This window comes from Schaalia hyovaginalis (genome assembly GCF_014208035.1).
GTDB classification, from domain to species: Bacteria; Actinomycetota; Actinomycetes; order Actinomycetales; family Actinomycetaceae; genus Pauljensenia; species Pauljensenia hyovaginalis.
In genome coordinates this window covers 1,662,298-1,681,148 of the sequence record NZ_JACHMK010000001.1, presented here as the reverse complement: position 1 = coordinate 1,681,148, position 18,851 = coordinate 1,662,298, and the positions used below count along the sequence as shown (strand labels likewise).

Here is an 18,851-nt window from a genome sequence, read left to right as displayed (position 1 = left end):
CTCAGAGGCTTTGCGACTTGCGCGCGTCAATGATGAAGGCGAAGGGTGTGCGGTCGGGGTACTCAATGAGCCGATAGGCCCCGTCTTCGCCGCGCTTCATGAGCTCGGGCCGCCCCGCCCACGCGGACTCGCGGGTCTCCTCGAGGGATTCGAGACTGGCGGTGTTCATGGGCTCCTCCGGGCGGGCTCGTGCGTACCCGGCCAGGATATGCGCTTCGGCGCCCTCGGCGCCGGGATCATTCCTCCTCGGGGCCGAACCAGTCGGCGAGGCCGTCATCGGCTCCTACGAAGGCGAGGGCCCCGGCCATCTCCTCGGGCGTCATGAGGAGATCGTTGAAGGCGCGCGTGAGCTCGTCCTTCAGCGAATCCGGCCCGGTTCCGGTGATGATGATGTGCGTGTAGGCGTCCTGCGTCCATTCGCCCGCGCGTCCCACTTGGACGCGTCCGCCCGAGACCTCCCAGGCACCGATCATCGTCGGGCGGCTGGGCAGCCAGAAGCATCCCCTGGCGCAGACGCCCATGGGTGCGAGGCTCGTCGCCGCGGATGCGAGTCGTTCCGGATGGAAGGGGCGCTCCGAGTGGAGATCGAGGGTCCACACGCCCCTTTCGCCGGGGCCGCCCCAGGCTTCGGTCGAAGCCGGGTGGATGCGAGCGATCGCGCCGTCGGGATCGTGGAGTGTGTCGAAGAGGAGTTCTGGGCTGAGCTCGTCGAGGTGGCGGATCATGAGGGAGTCGAAGGCCCGCAAATGCTCGACGAGGTCGAGGCCGAGGCCCTCCTCGCCGAGGGCGATGATGAGGTCGGCGTAGCCCACGCCGTTCATGAGGACTTCGCCGGTGCAGCGCTCGTCGCCCTCGAAGATCGCCAAGCCTAGGTCCTCGAGGGGGACGTGGGCGAAGAGGTCCTCGGAGGCCTGAGCGAGGTCGACGAGGTGCGCCTGGGTGCAGACTTCGACTCCTTCGAGGATCTGCGAGGGCGCGGTGAGGTCCGCGAGGGCGGGGATGCAGGTCAGTGCTTCGACGTTGACGGGCAGGACGAGGATGAGCCGCTCGAGGCCGGCGTCGCGCAGTTCGACGAGCCAGGGGATGACGCCCTCGCGGAGGGAGCAGGACATGCAGGCGTGCGCGAGGGGGACTTCTCGGCGTTCGATTTCCTCGAATCCTTCGATGAGGCGCATTGAGACGCCGTCCTCGTCGATGTCGACGACGAGGGCGGGCGCGATGTCCGAGGCGGCGAGGAGGCCCGCCGTGCGGAGCATGGGGGAGGGGGAGGAGAGGGAACTCAGTCGCATCGTGATCCTTCGCTCAGCGCTTGCATGAGAATGATTCTCAATACTATAACTGGTTCCGGGCACGTACGAGTCGCGAACTTGCGACCCGAATCGACGAAAGGACGCGCCGTGAGCAGAACCTGCCAGGTGCTCGGCACAACGCCGGGCTTCGGCAACGCCGTCTCGCACTCGCACAGGAAGACGAAGAGACGCTGGGACGTCAACGTCCAGAAGAAGCGCTATTGGGTGCCCTCCCTCGGGCGCACGATCACGCTCACCCTGTCCGCGAGGGGGATCAAGACCATCGATAAGCGCGGAATCGAGGCGGTCGTCGCCGACATGCGCGCCAGAGGGGAGAAGTTCTGATGGCCGCGAAGAGCAAGGACCTGCGTCCGATCATCACCCTGCAATCGACGGCGGGAACCGGATACCGCTACGTCACCACCAAGAACCGCCGCAACACGCCCGATCGGATGCGGATCCGCAAGTACGACCCCATCGCCCGCAAGCACGTCGAATTCGTGGAGACCCGCTGACATGGCCAAGAAATCCAAGATCGCCCGGAACCTCCAGCGCGAGCGCGTCGTCGAGAAGTACGCCGAGCGCCGAGCGCAGCTCAAAGCCGCATCCGTGAACCCGAATTCATCCGCGCAGGAGCGGGAGGCGGCGATGCGGGCCCTGCACGCCCTGCCCCGCAACGCCTCGCCGACCCGCCTGCGAGGGCGGGGCGTCACCGACGGCCGACCGAGGGGGTACCTCCGCCGATTCGGCCTCTCGCGCGTTCAATTCCGATCCATGGCGCTGCGCGGCGAACTCCCCGGCGTCGTCAAGTCCTCCTGGTGACGCCCTCGTCCGCGGCGCCGACGAGCCGATGCCCGAGGGCCTCGGCGGCCTGCGGCCCCGCCGGGACGGGGCGCATCCGAACACGAGAAAGGAGATTCCCATGAAACCGGGAATCCACCCCGACTACCACAGAGTCGTCTTCAGGGACCGCGGCGCCGACTTCGCGTTCCTCACCCGATCGACCCTCACCTCCGATCAGACCATCGAATGGGAGGACGGGAACACCTATCCCGTCATCGACGTCGAGATCTCCTCGGCCTCCCACCCCTTCTGGACCGGCAAGTCCCGACTCGTCGACACCGCCGGCCGGGTCGAGAAGTTCCGCGCCCGCTACGGCGACCGCTACACGAAGGCCGATCGTCAGGAGGCACGGGCATGAAGGTTCGCGCATCCCTGCGATCGCTCGCCAAGCAGCCCGGCTCCGTCGTCGTGCGCCGCCGCGGTCACCTCTACGTCATCAACAAGAAGAACCCGAGGCTCAAGGCCCGTCAGGGCTGAAGCGGCGGTGCGCCGGTGCGACGCGCCCGATTTTGTAGCGAGGATCGCATTGTGCGCACTCGCGGCGGGCTACAGGGCTTCGCGCGCGCCGTGCTAAGCTTTTCGGGTTGCCGTCAGTGGGAACGGGCCGGTCGGGTCCTTCTCGCGGCGCTGAGCGTCGGGCGGCGGCCCTCGGGCCACCAACCGACCACACGACTCACGAGAAGAGAGGGGAGGCACGACAATGGCAGTTCCGAAGCGAAAGATGTCCCGTGCGAACACCCGCACTCGCCGTTCCTCGTGGAAGGCTGACCTCACCGGTCTGGACAACATCAAGGTTGCCGGCCGCGAGGTCCGTATTCCGCGTCGTCTGGCGAAGGCGTACAAGAAGGGTCTGCTGGACGTCGAGGCCTGACCTCGATTCCGCAAAGGGCCCGGCGCAGCAGCGCCGGGCCTTTTCCCTTTTGTCCGGCTCTCCGCTTTAGCAAGATCCGCCACCCCCGGTGAAGCGGCGTTGCGGATCCTCTCGCCGGGCATTTCTGGAATGCCTTTCGCCTTCGTCATCGGCGGACTCGCAGCGATCCCCCACGTGGCCCTGCTCCTCAGCAGCCGTTCCCCCCCCGGGCGGCTGCATTGGTGCTCGTCTTCCTCGTCGCTGCGGGCGGCGTATCGGTGCTCCTCTTCCCGCTGCTCGCGAGCCTCGAGAAGCTCGTGCCGACGCCTAGAATGATCGTGAGGGCGCCGGGACCGGCGCGCTGATCAGGCCAGATCACGGATCAAAGGAGATCGGCATGGTGATCCTCATCGCCCGTTTCACTGCGAAGCCCGGATTCGAGGATGAAGTCGCCGAGATGATCGCGGGCCTCGCGCGCGACGTGCGGACCGAGCCCGGCAACATCGTCTTCGAGCCGCATCGCGAGACCGACGACCCCCGCGCCTTCGTCGTCTTCGAGAAGTACCGCGACGAGGAGGCCTTCCAGGCCCACATGTCGATGCCCTACGGGACCGTCTTCAACGCGCGCCTCAACGAGATCATCGAAGAACCGGAGTCCCAGCTCACCTTCCTCACTGCGGTGGAGTAGGCCGGGCATTCGAATACGGCGCAGCGGCGGGGCGCGCCCTGCTTTGGGCCGCCCGCCCTTCGCGGCTATCCTTGACCATGGCGCGAAGGCGCCACGCCTCCGTAGCTCAATGGATAGAGCAAGGGCCTTCTAATCCCGAGGTTGCAGGTTCGAGTCCTGTCGGGGGCGCAAGAAAGGGCCTCTGACCAGTGTAAATGTTGCTCAGGGGCTCTTGTTGTGCCCGGCTAGGCGGTGTGGGTGATCTCGATCGGGGGCGGGGGCTCTGGCAGCCCGGGGCCTTGTCGCGCAATGATTCATGGATTGCCGGACAGGGGGCGGCCTGTCTGGCCTTTCCGATATACGTGGGGCCCTGGTGTTTACCGGGCGTACGAGTGCCGGCCTGGACGTGCATGCCCGCTCCGCGGTGGCGCACGCGATGGACGTCCAGACCGGAGAAATCTTCAAAGCCCGACTATGCCGACCCCCGCTGAAGTCACCGGCTGGATCAAGCCCCTGCCCGGCCCGGTCGCGGCGATCTACGAGGCCGGCCCGACTGGATACGGCCTCGCCAGGGTGCTGCTGAGCAACGATATCCGGACGGTCGTCGCGGCCCCGTCCAAGCTGCAGCGCCCTTCGGGGTCGCGGGTGAAGACCGATGCGATCGATGCTGAACACCTCTCAGCGTTGCTCTGGCTGGACGCGTTCACGGCAGTGACGGTCCTCGATGAGTTCACCGAAGCGGCTCGTGACCTTGTCAGGGCCCGGGAAGACTGCTGCTCCGATCTGATGCGAGCCCGACACCGGTTGTCGAAGCCCTTGCTGGGCCATGGGATCATCTACTCGGGCTCCGGCCTGGGTAGGCGCCCACGGCGCGTGGCTGAGACGGCAGCGCTATTGATTCGCCCGCCTTGTTCGCGTTGATCCAGGAAGGCCTGACCGATCCCGACCTCGTCCACTCGGGCGTGTTCTGACCGATGCTGCAGGCGGGACTGCAGGACCTGATCAACGCTGAAGCGAGCGCGAGGATTGGTGCGGCCCGGCACGAGCAGGCCCCCGAGCGCACGACCCGGCGTAACGGGACGCGCCCCAAGACGCTGGCGACCCCGGCTGGCGAGGTGGAACTGGTGATCCCCAAGTTGAAGGAAGGATCCTTCTTCCCCCCCGTCTACTGTCTCCTCAAAAGAGGGTCGACAAGGCCCCTGTACGCACTGATCTGCAAAGCCTGGATCGACGGGCGTGACCCGTAAAGTCGACCAGCTGGTGCGAGCCCTGAGCAACGAGACCGGTATCAGCCGTTCGACCGTGTCGCGGATCTGCACCGAGATCGACGAAGCCGTCGCCCGCTTCCCGACACGCCGCCTCGACCACACCTGGTTCCCCTACCTGTTCCTAGAGCTGATCTCCACGATCTTCGCTCAGACCGCGCACAAGGGCCGTCACCGCTCAATAGCGGGCGGTTAGCGACTCCCTGGCCGTTTCCTTCCCCCAGATCGCCCAGATGCTCACCGACGCCGAGGCCGACCTCACCGCCTTCGCGACCCTCACACCAGAGCACTGGCAAAAGGTCTGGTCCAACACCCCCATCGAGCGGCTCAAGTGCGAAATCAAGCGCCGCGCCGACCTCGTCCAGATCTTCCCCGACCGCCAACCCGCAAACCCCCTCATCGGCGCAGTCCTGCTCGAACAGCACAAGGAATGGCAATACGGCGAACACCGCTACTTCTCCGACACCCCATACGCAAACTCATCCACACCCCCACCGACCAGCACAAAAGCACCAAACCCCACCCCCCTCACCACCTAAACAAGTAACACCACAACACAAGACTTGACCGATCCGAAGCAGAAGACGACCTGCGTCAACCACGCGATGGCGGCAGGCGGCCCCGCGACGAACGCCGCAGTCGCCATCGCGGCCCTCGAGGCCCTGCGGCCCGGTCCGAGCGCCGGCGCGCCCTCGGCGGTCACCCTCCTCACTGCCCTGGGCGAGGGCGCGATCGCGAGAACCCTCGCCCAAGACCTCGTGAATTGCCGGGTCGATGTGCGCGATGCCGCCGATCCGGCATCCTCGGTGCGCGAACCCGCGATCTCCTCGATCATCGAGCACCCGGGCGGTCGCATGGCCGCCTCCACGAACGCGCGGGTTTGGGCTGGTCCGGTGGTGGCGGGGAGGGCAGCCTAAGAGACTTCGGTTGTTGAGTTGAAGGCGGTGTTGACCCTCGGTGCGGGCGATGTGTTCTGCGGGGTCTTCGCGTGCCGTGCGGTGCTGCTTCTTGTGCTGGCCTGGGTTCTGGCGTGGTCTGGGTGTTCACGATCCTGCCGGGGTCCAGGAAATGGAGTCGAGGGCGGTGAGGACTTCGGGGGAGAGGGAGTCGCCACCGGTTGCGGAGCGGGCAGAAACATTCCAAATGCCGTCGTGGCGCGCGAGAATCCAGGCTTGCGCGTAGTGGGGGTCGTCTGCCCTTGTCCACATGAGGGAGAATCCGAGGGCGTGGGCATCGCCGATGGTGCGGGCGGGAAGTTCTTGTACGTCCGCAGTCTCCTCGTGCTGCTCGGCCGAGGAGATGCTCTCGCGGTAGTGGGCGGTGAGGTCGATGTCGAAGGGAACCTCATCGGGGTAGTTGAAGGAGAAGGCGAGATTCTCCGGTGACCATCGGTTGATGCGAATCGCGCCGCCGCTTTCGCCTTCGCTGGCCGTGGCGAGGAAGGAGTCGGGCCTGGTCGCCGCATTCTGGACGATAGCCCAGCCTTCGGGCAGAGTGAGATTCACATGGTCGTATTCGTTTTGGGTGATGCTGACGATCATCGGGGTGGACATGGGGGACTCCTTGGCAGACATCGAGGATGTGGGGGCCGGGCTGCAGGAGGTGAGCCCTGCAGCCGCCGCGAATACGACGGCGAGGGCGAGGCCGAAGCGCGGGGCGGACTTTCGCCCCTGATTCGGGGAGCGGTGCAAATCATTCATCAACACTCCCATCGTCGGTGTCTCATGCTCGCGTGCCCGACCCGCACGAAGCACATACTCACGATCCTGCCGGGGTCCAGGAAATGGAGTCGAGGGCGGCGAGGACTTCGGGGGAGAGGGAGTCGCCACCGGTTGCGGAGCGGGCAGAAACATCCCAAATGCCGTCGTGGCGCGCGAGAATCCAGGCTTGCGCGTAGTGGGGGTCGTCTGCCCTCGTCCACATGAGGGAGAATCCGAGGGCGTGGACGCCGCCGATCGTGCGGGGAGATAGTTCTGTCACCTCTGCTGTTTCTTTGTGCTGCTCGGCCGAGGAGATGCTCTCGCGGTAGTGGGCGGCGAGGTCGATGTCGAAGGGAACCTCATCGGGGTAGTTATAGACAAAGGAGAGAGACTGCGGTGACCATCGGTTGATGCGAATCGCGCCGCCGCTTTCGCCTTCGCTGGCCGTGGCGAGGAAGGAGTCGGGCGTGGACGTCTGGACGATGGACCAGCCTTCGGGCAGATTGAGATTCACATGGTCGTATTCGTTTTGGGTGATGCTGACGATCATCGGGGTGGACATGGGGGACTCCTTGGCAGACATCGAGGATGTGGGGGCCGGGCTGCAGGAGGTGAGTCCTGCAGCCGCCGCGAATACGACGGCGAGGGCGAGGCCGAAGCGTCGACTTTTCGGGTGGTGGGGCACGATCATGGGTCAGTCTCCGTAGATGATGCGGGCATCGCCGTGCAATTGGCGGGCATTGTTGACTGAGGTCTCGACGTAGTTGGAGGCGGCGGAATAAACGAGGGAATCGCCATTCTCACTGATGTACTTCTGGAAGGCGGATCGCTGCCTTGCGGTCATGGTGTCGTAGGGGATGACGTGTCCGTTCGTATCGAGGAACTGATCCCAGGTGTCGAGTTTCTGGTGGTGTTCTTCGAGCGGGATTTGTGCTCCCGTGAAGTCCCCGTGGGTGGAAATCTCCTGGTAGAGGGAGTCTTTCATGTAGTCGTAGACCATTGTCTCTCTCGTCGTCTTCTCGGTGGTGTTATTCGCGTCGGTTGTGAGAAGGGAGTCGAGGACCGGGGCGACGCCGTTCGATTTCGCCTGCTCGATGAAGTACCCTGCGACCTCGCGCGTCGCTTCGTTGTTGATGGCCCCTTCGAGGATGTCGCCAAAGGGTACGGCTCCGATCCCCGCCTGGATCAGCCCCTGCCAGCGTTCGTTACGGGCGTTGAGGGCTTCGATGGCTTCTTGGCTGGCATTTTCAGGCGCGGTGAAGAGCGATTCCATCAGGGGCGACCACCCGTCCGTAACATTGTTGATGGAGCGGCCGCCGATGCCCTGAACTGCATCTGCCAGATCAGCGCGATACGCGCTTTGTGCGGCGAGTAGGAGATTGTCGGTGGCGGGTGCGCGTCCGCCGATATAGAAGTCATCGGATGTGTCGTCGGGAGTCCCATTGTCACTGATCTCGGGGTTGTCGAAGCCGATGTCGGTGAAGAAGCCATTCTTGCCGAGCAGCCGCTGACTCATGACACGGTCGAAGGCGATGAAATGACGGCCACCGGCACCGGTGACGACACCGTTATGCTTGGCCACCTCGTCAAGACTTCCGGCGATCCCTTCAATGTGAGGCGCGAGGATCGTTCCGGCCCACGAACGCAGTTTGCTGTTCGCATGCCCGAAGACGTCTTGGCCGTGATCCTGGTCCTGATCGCCGAACCACCACGTGTCATGGTCGGCGTCGAGCCCGTCCTCGTAGCCGAAGAGGAAGTTCGCGCCGATCTGGGTGCGTCGCTCGTCATCTGCGCTCGCTTGGCGGTAGCGGCGCTCGGCTTCGAGGTAGTCGGGATCACTGGAGCCGCCGTAGTCGGCGGGGTCGGGGAAGGTGAGATCGGCCTTCGGATCAGGGCTGCTCGCATCGGAAATCATGTTCCCGAATGCCTCGCCGCCGTCTTGGAAACCGTAGAACTCGTTGCCCCGGCCCCGATGACCCGTGAGATACCGGGTCATATCCATCGAAGCATCACCGACCTCGAAGGGAGTGTCACGCGTGAGGAAACGACGCATCGCATCAAGGCGTTCGCCCTCGGCCGCCTGGAGCGCCTCAGAACCGGCCCCGCCCTCGAGGGAATCCGGCGTATCGGACAGCAGAGCGAGGGAATGAACAGGATCGAGGATCGAAGCGTCATACCCGGTCAGAAGGACCCCAGGCATCACCGCTCCGGCGTTGATGCGATTAGCGTATGCGCCCTCAGAATTCTCGTGATCCCAGGCGACCAGATCATCCGCCATCGAAGGACCGTTATCGGAGGTGTAGAACTGGGGCCCGAGGGCAAGATCGGGGTTCGTCTGCGCTGCAAGGCCTGCCAGCTGGGAAAAGATCGAGTAGCCGGCATGTTCGCCATAGGGCGCGTCCTCGCACAGGTCGGCGTAGTCATAGACGGTACGACCAGAATCCTTGTACTCCTGGATCTGCTTGGCGACGAGCTGATCCATCGTGGTGCCCTGCGTGCCGCGGAGGCCATCACGAGCGGCAAGGAAAGCCTCGTTCTGCTGAGTGAGCACCCCCGTGGCATTGACCCCTCCTGTCGACAAGACCATCGCGGTGCCGACCTCACTCAGGACCGTAGAGACGAGCTCCGACTCGGGGCTGGCGGGTTCAAACCCCAGAGCGGAGGCGCGCACGGCGAAACCGTTGAGCTCATCCGCACTCAGCTCTTCCATGAGCGCATTCGCTATGAATGGGTTTTCGAGTAGGGCGCCGTACGTGTCCTGAATCGCCCGAAGATCATCAGCGGTGAGATCCTCATCGCGCAAGGCGGCGGCGATGCGCGGTGCGATTTCTTGGGCGTATTCCCATTCGGCTTGCCCGTCAACCAGGGGGATATCATTGAAGAGTGCGGCACCGATCTCGTTTCGGGTGCGCTTCGGCCCTTCTCCAATGAGGGAGCTCGCGGCCCCGATGAAGGCGTTCGCGGCAGTCTGCGCCTCACCGTCGAGAGTATCCATCGCGGTGCTGTACTCGCCGATGATCTCGTTGCGGGTGTCATCGCGCATACCCTTCAGGGAATCGACGCGCATATCAATCTCCGCCTGGGAGACGTCCTCTCCGGCAGTGATACGAGCGCGGACCTCATCATTGAGGGCGTTGACGGCATTGTCATAGTCAGCCTGCGCCTGGTCATAACGCGCTTGGAAATCGGGGACCGTGACGCTGCGAGCATGAGCGACAGCCTCAGACCACGCGAGGATCGCATTCCTCGGCCCGGCGAAAGCCTCCGCGAAGCTGCGAGCATGCTCGCCGAGTCTTTGAACGGAATCGATGTAGGCGTCGGCTGCTTCGCCTGACCATCCGGGCACACCCGCAGCCGTGTCGGCGGCGACCTGCGTATGAGAGATCCTGGTGGCAACGGCCCACAAGTCCTCACGTAAGGTCTCACACGCGCCGCTCACATCGTCAGGGAGGGGCATCGCTTCGGCTCCGCTTGTCATTGGCCACCTCCCAAGCGCTTTGCGATCTGGGCAAAACCGGTCGTGGATTGATACTCCGAGACATCGAAAGCACCGATCACGGACTCCTGCCCGGCACCCAGGACTGCACAGGCATCATTGAACTCAAAAGCGACCACCCGCATATCCCGAACAAAGTCTGCGGCCGCCTGCCGCAATGCGCTCACACCACTGTTGCCACCGACAGGCAGACTCAGAGCCACAGAGGCTGTTGGAATCGTTGAAAGAAACGATCCGATTCTGCCGAACTCCTCGCAGTCCCTCCAGTCTTTTCGGGCATTCACACCCACAGCTTCGCGATCGAACTCAAGATCCATGATGACCTTCCAAACGGCCGCCGACTCGCGGGCAGTGTATCGGCCGCGATGAACGGGGGACAAGCATTTGGTGTCAGCACAGCGTCAATAGCCCCGATCATTGGTCTTCGATCACCGCTGACATGACAGCAAGAGGAGTATTCGTGCCGTTCGCGCGATCCGCTTTGCGACAATGAGCCCATGCACGCACTCCTCGCCGGACTGACGACCCTCGACGTCATCCACGCCCTCGACCACGAGCCCAACACGACCACGAAAACGACCTGCATCGACCACGCGATGGCGGCAGGCGGCCCCGCGACGAACGCCGCAGTCACCATCGCGGCCCTCGACGCCCTGCAGCCCGATCTAAACGCCGACGCGCCCTCCAGGGCTTCGGGAGCCCCTGACGACCAGAAGAGGTCGAGCATCGCCTCGGCCGGATCTGCGATCGCCGCGTAGCGCTACTTCTTCGATCCGCAGGCTGTCCGTACTTGTCGTCCCCGCCCGAAACTAAGGGGAGAAGTCGAACAGGCTCAGGAGCCGGACTCGAATAAGAAACTCGGCCCGGGGCCTTTCTTCGGCGAGGGAAGCATCGAGGCGCCGCAGATGGACGATGCGGTCCGCGCACTTGGCGACGAGCTCCGGATCGTGGGGCCCGACGATCACCATGCCTCGCCCTCGGCGATATCGCACAACTGTGCGCAGGTCTCGACGAGCTGGCGGTGATCTACTCCCGATATCGGCTTATCGAACACGTGGACGCGAGCGCTACGAGCGACCGCCACGGCGACTGTCAGTCGTTGCTTCTACCCGCCCGACAAGGACAGGGGATGACGATCCGCGAACTTCGCAAGAGTGGAACGGTCGAGAAAAGCCTCGACGTCGACCTCAGCGAGGTGATCGGGAGTCAAGCCGAGTCCTTCATCGCCTGGCTGTCCGGCTCGGCTTCCCCCAGCGCGTCACGGAAATGATTGCCGCAGCAGCGGCATCGGCTCCCTCTGATCGCAGGAGCGAGGATGTCGGGGATCTTCAACACCGCGACCGGTCGGATACAGGTCTCATCCTGTAGCCGACCGGTCGCCGGTGATCGCTTCTGGAGAAAACGGCGAGGCTCAGGGGCGGCGGCGCACAATATAGGCCGTACCGAGGGCTGCGAGCACTAGCGATGAGGCGAGTATGAACTCGGCAGCTGTTCCTGTCTTAGCCAAAACGACGGATTTCTCAACCGGTTTCGTCGATCCTGAGTCCGAGCTTCCGTGAGCGTCCTTGTCGGAGATCACGTGGCCCGTGGACTGGCCGGGTTGGGAGGGATGCTCGCCGGGCTGTTCACTGGGCGGCTCGGACTGACCGGATTGAGATCCCGGCTGTGCCGGGTCGTGGGGGGGGGCGGTCGTATCGGCCTTCGGGAAACGCAACTTCGTCCAGACCATTCGGTGATCGGAAGTGGGGAATGGATGGATTCCCGTGAGGCGGAACAGCTCGTCATCGCGCGTCGGCCAGAAGACCTTCGCCTCGTCGACTTGCGTGCCCGCGTTCGGCAGGACGTAGTCGATGCGCAGATTGCCCGGGCGCGGCTCGTCGCCGAAGTCGCCGGTGTCGTACTTCGGATCCGTCTTGTGGACAAGGTTCGCCCCGCCTTGGAGTTGCGCCTCGAGGGGCCCGCCCTCGGACGTCGGCAAGGTGTCCACGACACGGGGGCTGGCGAGCAACTGATCGATGGCCCCGGGATGCGAATCTCCGTCGAGAGGATCGGAGTTGTAGTCGCCGAGGATCACGAAATTCGCGTCGGTCGACAAGCCGCCCTTCAGGCCGGCGTCGTCGTACAGGTAGTCGGCGTTGTTCGCGATGTAGTCGGCCCACACGCGGATTTCGTCGAAGTTGCGTTTCTTGTTGCGCTGCTCGGGTCCATCGAAGGAAGGCGGAGTCGGATGGGCCGCGAGGACGTGGACGATCGTGCCGTCGACATCGATGGGCAGATCAGCGTGCGTCTTGGAGGACAACGGGAGATGAGCGATCTCCTCATCGGAGTACCAATTTGTTCCGTCCGGATTGGTCGGCAGAAGCGCTCCGGGCATGTCCTTCCACAGGAAGTGCTGGAAGGTGCGGATCATGTCAGTCTTGATCGGGTACTTCGAGTAGACGACGAAACCGTATTGGCCGGGGAACTTGCCGAACCCCAAGGCATCTCCCGGTCCGTCCGCGGCTCCGTCGTTGTCGAGATCGTGTCCGCTGGGAACGCCGGTGTTCACCGGGCCCGACCATGCGTAGGGGTAGGTCACGGGCGCGGCGCCGTTGTGGGCGATCTCGAGGTAGTTCTTGCGGAACAGGTCGACCGCCCTGCCGTCGGCATCGTAATCGAATTCATTGATGAGCAGAATGTCCGGGGCGACGCGTTGAATGGTCTCCGCAGCGTTCGAAGCTTGCGGATTGTCGGGGGCGGCGAGGTCGGCGAGGAGCTGTCCATCGGAATCGCGATTGAGACTGGCGTTGAAGGTCGCGATGGTCAGAACGTCGGTGGTATCCAACTGCGTCGGGGCGGCGAGGGCCGGAGAGGGCGAGGCGAGGCCGAGCACCGGTGTGAGGCAGAATGCGGCGGCTACAGACAGGGGTTTCGTCATTGAATCTCCTTCATCACGGTTCTGGATCGGTTCCACGGATATTAGGTAGACCTTTGCGCAAGCGCAAGGAGATGTACGGTTCTTGTCACCACCTCCGGATTCTGGGAGAACAGCTCGGGGAGTGTTGTGCGCTCCGAGTACGGGGACCCCTGTCCCTCTGAAGGCCCGAACATTGATGGCAGAGGCCCGAACGCCGACGAGCGGGGCCCGAAGCCGAAGCTCCGGACCCCGCTCGATGGTGCGCTCCCGTCCACGAGAAGCGGTGCTCGATGGGGGCTCAGGCCTCCTGGAGGGCTCCCTTCTCTTCCTCGCTTAGGCGGGCGATCCCGATGCCCGTCGCGCCCCACAGGAGGGCGAATCCGATGGCGATCCAGTTGCACACGGCCCAGGGCATGTAGGAGAGCGTGGCCACGCCCAGGGTCCCCGCCATGTACGCGCCTGCCGAGGTCCAGGGGAGGATCGGCTCCCACAGAGTCGCCGAATCCTCGATGGTCCGCGACAGGTTCTTCGGGTCCAGGCCGCGCTTGACGTATTCCTCGCGGAGCATCTCGCCGGGGATGAGCAGGGAGACCTGCCCGTTCGAGGTGATGCCGATCGTGGCCAGACCGGTGATGATGGTCGCCGCGATGAGGCCGAAGGCCCCTTTCACGGGCTTGAGGAGCGTCGAGATCAGGACGTCGAGCGACCCGGAGACCGAGACGACGCCCGCGAAGGTGATCGCGCAGAAGCAGATGAGGAGGACGGACATCATGGAGTTCATGCCGCCGCGGTTGAGAAGCCGGGTCACGTCCTCGATGACCGCGGAGGGGTCGAATCCGTTCTTGCCGATCATCTCCACGTTGAAGCCGTTGACGGCGGAGACGACGGTGTCCTTGAAGGAGATCCCCTGGAAGACGACGGCGTTGAACATCGCGACTGCGCTGGAGACGAGGATGACGGGGATCGTCGGCTTCTTCCACATCGATCCGCCGAGGACGATGAGGACCGGCAGGAGGAGCAGGGGATTCCACGAGAAGGCCGAATCGAGGGTGGCGAGGATCGTCCCGACCTTCTCGGGAACCTCGCCCCCGTGGGCTCCGATGCCGAAGAGGAGGTAGACGAGGGCGGCGACGAGGAAGGAGGGCAGGGTCGTCCACAGGAGGTGGCGGATGTGGGTGAAGAGGTTGACGCCGGTCGCCATCGAGGCGATGTTCGTCGTATCGGAGAGCGGGGAGAGCTTGTCGCCGAAGTATGCGCCCGACACGACCGCGCCGGCGACCATCGCGAGATTGGCGTCCATGCCGACGGCCACGCCCATGAAGGCGACGCCGACCGTGCCCGCAGACCCCCAGGAGGTTCCGGTGCACAGGGAGACGATCGCGGTGACGACGAGGGCGACGAGGGCGATGTACTGGGGGGCGATGATCTTCAAGCCGTAGTAGATGAGCATCGGGATCGTTCCGCCCGCCATCCACGTGCCGATGAGCATGCCGACCGAGATGAGGATGAGGATGGCGGGCATCGTCTTGGCGATCTTGTCCGCCACCGAGCCCATGATCTCATCCCAGGAGTAGCCCAGGCGCCAGGCGAGAAGACCCGCGACGACGGCGGAGGCGATGAGGAGGGGTTCGACCGGGAGTTCGGCGAGGATGTAGCCGCCTCCGAGCAAGAGGATGAGGGTGAGGACCGGGATCGCGGCGAGAGCGATCGAGGGCCGCCGATGGGTTCGGTCCTTCGCCTCCGTCGCAGTCCTCGTTTCGTTCTTCGATGACATCTTCGTCCTTTCCTTGGTCGGGTAGTCGATGGGGGATCAGTTGATGAGATCGGTGCTGGGGGATGCGAGGGCGCGGCTGAAGCGGCGCAGGGCCTCGAGGAGGGGGTCGAGGGGCATCGCCGTGTTGATCCGGAAGAAGCCCTCGAAGGCCTCGCCGAATTCCCCTCCCGGTGTCACGAGGACCCGTGAGGCGCGGCAGGCCCCCTCGATGCGGGCGGCGGAGGGGGCGTAGGCGCGCGCATCGACCCAGAGGAGATAGGTGCCTTCGGGATCGGCGACCCTCGCTTCGGGCAGTTCGAGGGCGAGGAGGGCCCGTGCCGCCCGGATGTTCTCGGTGATCGTCTCGTTGAGGGCGTCGACCCATCGCTCCGCGTGCTTCCACGCGGCGATGGCCGCCGGAATCGCGAAGTAATTCGGATTGTGAAGCCCGAGTCTGCGCTTCGCGTTCTCGAGCTCGTCGATGATCCGACCGTGTGCGAAGACCGCGCTCGCCTCCAGTCCCGCGATGGTGAAGGTCTTGCCGGGGGAGGCGCACTGGAGGATCCGGCCCGCCTCCCACAGGTCGGGGGCGAGGTCGGCGAGGGGCGTGTAGGGGGCGCCGCCCGGGCGGGTGAAGTCCGCGTGGATGTCGTCGGAGAGGACGAGGGCGCCGCCCGGGCGCGTGATCGCGGCGATCCTTTCGAGCTCCTGGCGGCTCCACACCCTGCCGCTCGGATTGTGGGGGTTCGTCAGGAGGAGGAGATCGGCCCCGGTCATCGCTGATTCGAGGGCGTCGAAATCGATGCGCGCCTTCGAGGCCGTGTCGAGGAGTTCGACGAGTTCGATGGAGGCGCCCGCCCGCTCGCAGACTTCGAGGAGGGGGTGATACGCGGGCGTGAAGGAGACGACCCGTGCTCGCCTCCCGGTCCTGTCGGGGATGATGAAGTTCGCGAGGGCCGCGACGCATTGGACGATCCGCGGGAAGAAGACGAGGTCGTCGGGGTCGGGGTTCCATCCGTGGCGTCGACGCTGCCAGTCGGCGGCCGCCCGGCGGAAGTCGTCGAAGACCTCCGTGTATCCGTACGTCCCCAGCTTCGCGGCGTTCTCAACGGCCTCGATGACGGCGGGGGCGGTGCGGAATTCCATGTCGGCGACGGACAGGGCCACGGCGTCGCGGCCGTAAGGGGCTGCGAGGAGATCCCATTTCGCGCTGTGGGTGTCCCAACGGTCGACGGGGGTGCGGAAGTCGAATCCGTCCGTCGTCATTCTTCGTCTCCGTCGAGTTCGTTCAGGTAGTTGTAGATCGAGAATCGACTGCATCGCAGCGCCTGGGCCGCCATCTCCGCGGCGTCCCGCAGGAGGAAGAAGCCCCTTGCGCTAAGGTGGCGGACGACCTCGACCTTGTGCTCCTTCTTCATGTCCTCCACGGGGACGGGAGCGGCTGCGACCGCCTGGGCGAGCAGGAGGGCTCCGAGTTCGTCGACGTCGCGGACGAAGACCTCTTCGTCCGCCTCTTCCTGGAGTGCGGGGGTAGGGGCTCCTGCGAGGGCGGTGGCGAGCGCCTGGAGCCGCTCCCATTCGCTGATGTCCCGGTTGATGCACAGGGCGGCGGCGGGGGCTCCTTCCGCATCGCGAAGGATGATCGTGGTGGACAGGAGCCTTTTGCCCGTCGGGGAGGTCGTGCGGTATCCGATGCTCGTTTCGAGTCGTCCGGCGACCGCCGCGTGGAGGAGTTTGTCGGTCGCGGGGTCTCCGACCGTGCGGCCTGTCACGTCCCCGCTGATCGCGATGATCGAATTCGGGAGGCAGGAGAGGTCGTGGACGATGACCTCCGAGGGGCCGACCAGTGTTGCGGCGAGGGGTTCAACGAGTTGTTGAAGTGTTGCGAGGAGCTGTTCGTTCTTCGGCGGATGCGAATCGATCGCTGACATGACGCTCCCTTCTTCGGGTGCCACTCTCTTTAGTTTTTTAGCGTAATGAATTGAAGGTCGCGGTGTCAACAAACTGTTGAAATCCGGGTCGTGTCTTCACGATCTTCAGCGCTTCGAGAGGAGGGGAGGGGCGCCGCCTGTTCCCATGTCTCAGAATCCGGTCCACGAATGGCGCGATTCCTCGAAGCCCCCCATACTCGTGTGCATGACGACCTTCGCGAACGAGATGCGCTGCCCCCAGGGGCGCATCATGCGTGCGCGAATGTGTATGTGATCAACGCTCCCGACCCTGTTGATCACCGCCGCCAAGAGATGACCCCCGCAATGCGGGCGATGCGGCGCCGAAGAATCGGATACAGAATCATGACCCTCGTCTACACCCCTGCGCCCTCGTCTGATATCGACGACGCCCCCGCCCAGTCCTTCGAAGACTTCCTCGACGTCTTGGCCGGATTGAGCCTGTCCCCGGCCCACGTGGACCTCGATCTGGATCGGCGCTCCCTCGTCATCCGCGGGGATCGCGTGAAGCTCTGCACCAAGGAATTCGAACTCCTGGCCCACCTCGCTGCCAACGCCGACCGCGCGGTCTCGCGCGAGGAGCTCTTCGCCACCGTCTGGTCGGGCTCGGACCTCGGCCCCGAGTCGCGCACCGTCGACGCCCACATCCGTCGCCTGCGCAAGAAGATCGATGCCGCCCCGGACCTCGTGTCGACGGTGAGGGGCGAGGGCTACCGCTTCAACACGACCTCGGGCGTCCGCGTCCGCACGAGCCGCCTTCACACCCTCGCCGCCTGAGGGCCCGCGACCGAAGGGGCCCGGGGCTGCGCGCCCGGTCAGATCACGAGGCGGAAGAACTCCGAATCGGCGAGGAGCTCTTCGACGTGCAGGGGGGAGGACTCCATCCTCCTCCGCAGCCCCTCGATATCAGCCTTGTCCTGGATATCGATGCCGACGAGCGCGGGCCCGGATTCCCGGTTGTTCTTCTTCGTGTACTCGAAGTGGACGATGTCGTCGTTCGGCCCCAGAACCTCTTCGAGGAACATGCGCAGGGCGCCCGGCTGTTGGGGGAAGGTGACGAGGAAGTAGTGGCGCAGCCCCTCGTGGCGCAGTGAGCGCTCCATGACCTCCGCGTAGCGCGTGAGGTCGTTGTTCCCCCCGGAGACGAGGGCGACCAATGCCCCTTCAGCCGAGCCGAGGAGCTCGAAGCGCTGCTCGGCAGTCGACAGCCTTTCGTGGATCGCCGCCGAAGCGAGGGCCCCTGCGGGCTCGGTGATCACGCCGTCGGTCTGGTACAGCTCGAGCATCTCCGTGCACACCGCGCCCTCGGAGATGACGAGGACGTCATCGACGTATCGGCGGGCGGCCTCGAAGGCGAGCGCTCCCGCGCGACCGACCGCAGTGCCATCGACGAAAGGATCGACCGAATCCAGATCGACCGGACGGCCCGCGTCGAGGGCGGCCCGCATGGAGGCGGCGCCCTCCGGCTCGACGCCGATGACCTTGACCTCCGGGCGCATGTGCTTCACCCACGTCGCCACGCCCGCGAGGAGGCCGCCGCCCCCCACCGGTACGAGGATCGCCGCGGTGCCCGCGGGCATCTGCTCGAGCAGCTCCACGCCGATCGTGCCCTGGCCCGCGATCGTCACCGGATCGTCGTAAGGATGGACGTAGACGCGCCCGGTCGCTCGGGCGGTCTCCTGCGCGAGGGCGTTGGCGCGATCGAAGGTGCCGTCGACGATGACCTGCTCGACCCAGTCGCCGCCGATGACGCGGATCCGATCACGCTTCTGCCGGGGCGTATTGGACGGCAGGTAGATCGTTCCGCGCACGCCCAGATGCGCGCAGGCGTAGGCCACCCCCTGCGCATGATTGCCCGCCGACGCGCACACCACGCCGCGTTCACGTTCAGCGGGCGTGAGGGCGGCCATGCGCGCATAGGCGCCGCGCACCTTGAAGGACCGGCACTTCTGCGAGTCCTCGCGCTTCAAGAGGACCTCGACGCCCGTCTCATCCGACAGGCGTTCTGACCGGGCGAGGGCGGTACGGCGGACGACCCCCGAAAGGATCGACGCGGCGGCCTCGATGTCCGCCGGTGCCGGTCCCGGTCTCGTCATTCGCCTCTCCTGATCGCCCATCTGCTGATCTCCCCGATTAAAGCCGT

28 protein-coding genes and 1 tRNA gene are annotated in these 18,851 nt (G+C 64.9%); 17 read left to right on the top strand and 12 right to left on the bottom strand.

Annotation, left to right across the window (positions count from 1 at the left end; all coding sequences use genetic code 11):
* Position 1: 1 nt before the first annotated feature.
* Positions 2-169 carry a hypothetical protein gene (locus tag HD592_RS07355; protein ID WP_184452959.1) on the bottom strand — a complete coding sequence of 56 codons (168 nt, stop codon included), beginning with the start codon at positions 167-169 and terminating at the stop codon, positions 2-4.
* Positions 170-236: 67 nt separating this feature from the next.
* Entirely contained in the window at positions 237-1,289 is a 1,053-nt protein-coding gene (locus HD592_RS07350; protein WP_184452957.1) for a GTP-binding protein, read from the bottom strand.
* Between the two features lie 108 nt (positions 1,290-1,397).
* Here HD592_RS07350 and rpmB point away from each other — a divergent pair, with 108 nt between their 5' ends.
* From rpmB to HD592_RS07295, 14 genes are all read left to right on the top strand, one after another.
* Entirely contained in the window at positions 1,398-1,634 is a 237-nt protein-coding gene (gene rpmB, locus HD592_RS07345) for a 50S ribosomal protein L28 (RefSeq protein ID WP_184452955.1), read from the top strand.
* Positions 1,634-1,804 carry a 50S ribosomal protein L33 gene (gene rpmG / locus HD592_RS07340; RefSeq protein ID WP_154477334.1) on the top strand — a complete coding sequence of 57 codons (171 nt, stop codon included), beginning with the start codon at positions 1,634-1,636 and terminating at the stop codon, positions 1,802-1,804. Before rpmB ends, rpmG begins: the two co-directional genes overlap by 1 nt.
* A 1-nt stretch (position 1,805) precedes the next feature.
* Positions 1,806-2,111 (top strand): 30S ribosomal protein S14, encoded by a 306-nt coding sequence (gene rpsN / locus HD592_RS07335; RefSeq protein WP_184452953.1) that lies wholly within the window; start codon positions 1,806-1,808, stop codon positions 2,109-2,111.
* A gap of 100 nt (positions 2,112-2,211) precedes the next feature.
* Positions 2,212-2,490, top strand: a complete 279-nt coding sequence (locus HD592_RS07330; RefSeq protein ID WP_184452951.1) for a type B 50S ribosomal protein L31 — start codon at positions 2,212-2,214, stop codon at positions 2,488-2,490.
* A complete protein-coding gene (ykgO, locus tag HD592_RS07325) occupies positions 2,487-2,609 on the top strand; it encodes a type B 50S ribosomal protein L36 (protein ID WP_154477337.1) in 123 nt (40 codons plus the stop codon). Before HD592_RS07330 ends, ykgO begins: the two co-directional genes overlap by 4 nt.
* 223 nt (positions 2,610-2,832) lie before the next feature.
* Entirely contained in the window at positions 2,833-3,003 is a 171-nt protein-coding gene (rpmF, locus tag HD592_RS07320) for a 50S ribosomal protein L32 (protein WP_154477338.1), read from the top strand.
* A gap of 221 nt (positions 3,004-3,224) precedes the next feature.
* Entirely contained in the window at positions 3,225-3,347 is a 123-nt protein-coding gene (locus HD592_RS12355) for a hypothetical protein (protein WP_281398999.1), read from the top strand.
* Between the two features lie 32 nt (positions 3,348-3,379).
* On the top strand, positions 3,380-3,670 hold the full coding sequence (locus tag HD592_RS07315) for a putative quinol monooxygenase (protein WP_184452949.1): 291 nt from the start codon (positions 3,380-3,382) through the stop codon (positions 3,668-3,670).
* 95 nt (positions 3,671-3,765) lie between these two features.
* A tRNA-Arg gene (locus HD592_RS07310) sits at positions 3,766-3,838 on the top strand.
* 285 nt (positions 3,839-4,123) lie between these two features.
* A complete protein-coding gene (locus HD592_RS07305) occupies positions 4,124-4,570 on the top strand; it encodes an IS110 family transposase (protein ID WP_184452947.1) in 447 nt (148 codons plus the stop codon).
* 53 nt (positions 4,571-4,623) lie between these two features.
* Entirely contained in the window at positions 4,624-4,896 is a 273-nt protein-coding gene (locus tag HD592_RS12635) for a transposase (protein ID WP_221437845.1), read from the top strand.
* The gene (locus HD592_RS12630) at positions 4,886-5,110 is read left to right on the top strand and encodes a transposase (RefSeq protein ID WP_221437844.1); all 225 of its coding nucleotides are present in this window, start codon (positions 4,886-4,888) and stop codon (positions 5,108-5,110) included. Before HD592_RS12635 ends, HD592_RS12630 begins: the two co-directional genes overlap by 11 nt.
* Before the next feature lie 37 nt (positions 5,111-5,147).
* On the top strand, positions 5,148-5,453 hold the full coding sequence (locus HD592_RS12625) for a transposase (protein ID WP_221437843.1): 306 nt from the start codon (positions 5,148-5,150) through the stop codon (positions 5,451-5,453).
* 24 nt (positions 5,454-5,477) lie between these two features.
* Positions 5,478-5,831, top strand: a complete 354-nt coding sequence (locus tag HD592_RS07295) for a hypothetical protein (RefSeq protein ID WP_184452945.1) — start codon at positions 5,478-5,480, stop codon at positions 5,829-5,831.
* Between the two features lie 126 nt (positions 5,832-5,957).
* Here the strand turns inward: HD592_RS07295 and HD592_RS07290 are convergent, their stop codons facing one another.
* The 4 genes from HD592_RS07290 to HD592_RS07275 form a co-directional block, all read right to left on the bottom strand.
* Positions 5,958-6,467, bottom strand: coding sequence for a hypothetical protein (locus HD592_RS07290; RefSeq protein ID WP_184452943.1), 510 nt, complete (start codon positions 6,465-6,467; stop codon positions 5,958-5,960).
* 205 nt (positions 6,468-6,672) lie between these two features.
* Positions 6,673-7,176, bottom strand: a complete 504-nt coding sequence (locus HD592_RS07285) for a hypothetical protein (RefSeq protein ID WP_184452941.1) — start codon at positions 7,174-7,176, stop codon at positions 6,673-6,675.
* A gap of 132 nt (positions 7,177-7,308) precedes the next feature.
* Positions 7,309-10,071, bottom strand: coding sequence for a hypothetical protein (locus tag HD592_RS07280; protein WP_184452939.1), 2,763 nt, complete (start codon positions 10,069-10,071; stop codon positions 7,309-7,311).
* A 17-nt stretch (positions 10,072-10,088) separates the two neighbouring features.
* Positions 10,089-10,427, bottom strand: coding sequence for a hypothetical protein (locus HD592_RS07275; RefSeq protein ID WP_184451430.1), 339 nt, complete (start codon positions 10,425-10,427; stop codon positions 10,089-10,091).
* A gap of 180 nt (positions 10,428-10,607) precedes the next feature.
* Between HD592_RS07275 and HD592_RS12620 the strand changes: the two genes are divergently transcribed.
* A complete protein-coding gene (locus HD592_RS12620) occupies positions 10,608-10,868 on the top strand; it encodes a hypothetical protein (protein WP_425503096.1) in 261 nt (86 codons plus the stop codon).
* A gap of 51 nt (positions 10,869-10,919) precedes the next feature.
* On the opposite strand, the gene HD592_RS07265 is transcribed toward HD592_RS12620, so the two are convergent.
* Positions 10,920-11,078, bottom strand: coding sequence for a hypothetical protein (locus HD592_RS07265; RefSeq protein ID WP_184452937.1), 159 nt, complete (start codon positions 11,076-11,078; stop codon positions 10,920-10,922).
* A gap of 161 nt (positions 11,079-11,239) precedes the next feature.
* On the opposite strand from HD592_RS07265, the gene HD592_RS07260 reads away from it, so the two are divergent.
* A complete protein-coding gene (locus HD592_RS07260) occupies positions 11,240-11,380 on the top strand; it encodes a hypothetical protein (RefSeq protein WP_184452935.1) in 141 nt (46 codons plus the stop codon).
* Positions 11,381-11,521: 141 nt separating this feature from the next.
* Here the strand turns inward: HD592_RS07260 and HD592_RS07255 are convergent, their stop codons facing one another.
* From HD592_RS07255 to HD592_RS07240, 4 genes are all read right to left on the bottom strand, one after another.
* Positions 11,522-13,027 carry an endonuclease/exonuclease/phosphatase family protein gene (locus HD592_RS07255; protein WP_184452933.1) on the bottom strand — a complete coding sequence of 502 codons (1,506 nt, stop codon included), beginning with the start codon at positions 13,025-13,027 and terminating at the stop codon, positions 11,522-11,524.
* A 277-nt stretch (positions 13,028-13,304) separates the two neighbouring features.
* Positions 13,305-14,780 carry a Na+/H+ antiporter NhaC gene (gene nhaC / locus HD592_RS07250; RefSeq protein ID WP_184452931.1) on the bottom strand — a complete coding sequence of 492 codons (1,476 nt, stop codon included), beginning with the start codon at positions 14,778-14,780 and terminating at the stop codon, positions 13,305-13,307.
* 36 nt (positions 14,781-14,816) lie between these two features.
* Entirely contained in the window at positions 14,817-16,025 is a 1,209-nt protein-coding gene (locus HD592_RS07245) for a MalY/PatB family protein (protein ID WP_184452929.1), read from the bottom strand.
* Complete coding sequence (locus HD592_RS07240) at positions 16,022-16,690, bottom strand: helix-turn-helix transcriptional regulator (RefSeq protein WP_184452927.1); 669 nt, start codon at positions 16,688-16,690, stop codon at positions 16,022-16,024. The genes HD592_RS07245 and HD592_RS07240 overlap by 4 nt, the downstream gene beginning before the upstream one ends.
* Before the next feature lie 363 nt (positions 16,691-17,053).
* On the opposite strand from HD592_RS07240, the gene HD592_RS07235 reads away from it, so the two are divergent.
* Positions 17,054-17,485, top strand: coding sequence for a winged helix-turn-helix domain-containing protein (locus tag HD592_RS07235; RefSeq protein WP_184452925.1), 432 nt, complete (start codon positions 17,054-17,056; stop codon positions 17,483-17,485).
* A 38-nt stretch (positions 17,486-17,523) separates the two neighbouring features.
* Here the strand turns inward: HD592_RS07235 and ilvA are convergent, their stop codons facing one another.
* The gene (ilvA, locus tag HD592_RS07230; protein WP_184452923.1) at positions 17,524-18,804 is read right to left on the bottom strand and encodes a threonine ammonia-lyase IlvA; all 1,281 of its coding nucleotides are present in this window, start codon (positions 18,802-18,804) and stop codon (positions 17,524-17,526) included.
* Positions 18,805-18,851: the final 47 nt, after the last annotated feature.